The organism is Brachyspira sp. (genome assembly GCF_050873525.1).
Taxonomy (GTDB): Bacteria; Spirochaetota; Brachyspiria; order Brachyspirales; family Brachyspiraceae; genus Brachyspira.
In genome coordinates this window covers 1-2,095 of the sequence record NZ_JBNMIZ010000317.1, presented here as the reverse complement: position 1 = coordinate 2,095, position 2,095 = coordinate 1, and the positions used below count along the sequence as shown (strand labels likewise).

At 33.1% G+C, this 2,095-nt stretch carries 2 protein-coding genes; both read left to right on the top strand.

Features of this window, described 5'->3' with window-relative positions; translation table 11 throughout:
• The first annotated feature begins 217 nt into the window (after positions 1-217).
• Positions 218-1,333: a DegT/DnrJ/EryC1/StrS family aminotransferase gene (locus ACR0QS_RS12975; protein ID WP_432633872.1), complete on the top strand. Its 1,116-nt coding sequence runs from the start codon at positions 218-220 to the stop codon at positions 1,331-1,333.
• 78 nt (positions 1,334-1,411) lie between these two features.
• Positions 1,412-1,948: a superoxide dismutase family protein gene (locus ACR0QS_RS12970; protein ID WP_432633871.1), complete on the top strand. Its 537-nt coding sequence runs from the start codon at positions 1,412-1,414 to the stop codon at positions 1,946-1,948.
• The last annotated feature ends 147 nt before the right edge of the window (positions 1,949-2,095 follow it).

Sequence of the window (2,095 nt, the reverse complement as noted above, 5' to 3'; positions counted from 1 at the left end):
GTATTGTATTGTATTGTATTCCGGGGTTACAATCTATTTGCCAAATGCGTAAAAAATCATTCATAATCATTTGCAAATTATACGATATTAAATAAATTTTGTCAAGCATATTAATAAAAAAATTTAATTAAATTTTATTCAAATTAATTTTAAATCGTTGACAAGAATCTTAATTATTAATAAAATATTCCATATTATGTTAATAGGAATTTAAATTATGAAATATATGAATCTATACAGAGGCTACGAAAAAAGAAAAGAAGCGATAGATAAAAAAATCTCTTCTATAATAGAAAGAAGCCAATTTATATTCGGCGAAGAATTGGAAGAATTGGAAAGCGAACTTTCAAAATACACGGGCGCAAAATATGCGGTTGGCGTTTCTTCGGGGCATGTCGGACTCGTTCTTTCGCTTTTGGCTTTGGGTTTCAACGCGGGAGAAAATCATTCAAATAAAGAAGTTATAGTTCCCGCAATGACATTTTTTTCGACTGCGGAAGCTCCATCGTTTTTGGGAATGAAAGTTGTCGTTTGCGATATAGACGAATACTTTAATATGGATGCAAACAAATTGGAATCATTAATAAATAAAAATACGGCTGCGATTATTCCAGTTAATTTATTTGGACAATGCGCAAACTACGATATTATACTTGATATTGCAAAAAAGAATAATATTTTCGTCATAGAAGATGCATGCCAGTCTTTCGGAGCGAGCTATAAAAATATTAAATCCTGTTCGGGCAGATTGGGAGATATTGCCGTTACTTCATTTTTCCCAGCTAAACCTTTGGGATGTTTCGGAGACGGCGGAATGGTATTTACTAATAATGAAGAATATTATAAAAATCTTAAACAACTTCGACATCATGGAGACGAAGGCGGAATGGTTCATGTCAAATTAGGAACTACGGGAAGATTAGATAATTTGCAGGCGGGAATACTTTTAGAAAAATTTAAAGGCTTTGAAGAAGATATGAATCATAGAAGAGAAGCCGCAAAATATTATAACGAAAAATTAAAAGATATAGTTAAAGTTCCAGAAGTTGCAGAATATACCGAATCGGTTCATGCTCAATATGTCATTCAAGTTAAAGAAAATAGAGATGAAGTGAGAAAAAAATTAAGCGAACTTGGAATTCCAACGGCGCTTTATTATCCGCATCCTATTCATTTAGCGCCCGTTTTAATCAAAAAATTGGGCTATAAAGAAGGCGATATGCCGAAATCGGAATACGCTTCGAAGCATAATATCGCCCTTCCTATAGACAACGATATTCTTAAAGAAGAACAGAATACGGTTATAGACGCTTTGAAAAAAGTTTTATCCTAATTGTAAAATATTATTTATTATGATATAATAATCGAATATTAAAATTATTTTAAAATTACTTCAAAGGAGGAGTAAGCCATGACAAAAATTTTAAAAGTCTTATTAATCTTGAGTTTTGCCACTTTAATAAGCTGCTCTCAAGAAAAAAGCAATTCTACTACTAAAGATATTGTAGAATTAAACGAAAGCGGAACTGGAGAAAAAATCGGAACTATAACGGTTACCGAAACCGCGGATGGAGTATCCATTGAAGTTATCGCTTCTGGATTAAACGCTCAAGTTGGACAAGTAGGTTTTCATTTGCATGAGAAAAATTCTCCAGAACCTACAGAAGACGCTAACGGCAATATCGTAATAGGCGGAGGATTGGGCGGACATTGGGACCCAGACAATACGGGAACTCATGCGGGACCAAACGGAGAAGGACACAGAGGAGATTTGGAAGCTTTAACCGTTAATGAAGACGGAAGCGTAAATCAAACTGTGGTAAGCGCGAAGATTAAATATTCCGATATAGCTGGAAAATCTTTTGTTATTCATGCAAATCCCGACAACTATACGGACAATCCTGCAAACGGCGGAAGCGGAGCGCGTTTATATGTCGCAATATTCTAATCAATAATTGATAATCCTTGTGTAAAATTTAACCCATGCTTGAAACATAGCATGGGCTTTTTATTTTTAAAATATTTAAAATATAATTTAAGCGATTTAAAAAATATTTTTTTACGATTAAATATTTTTTAATGTTCTAAATAATTT

Excerpts from the sequence above, each read along its gene's own strand:
- ACR0QS_RS12975 (WP_432633872.1), top strand. The coding sequence starts at position 218 with ATGAAATATATGAATCTATACAGAGGCTACGAAAAAAGAAAAGAAGCG.
- ACR0QS_RS12970 (WP_432633871.1), top strand. The coding sequence starts at position 1,412 with ATGACAAAAATTTTAAAAGTCTTATTAATCTTGAGTTTTGCCACTTTA.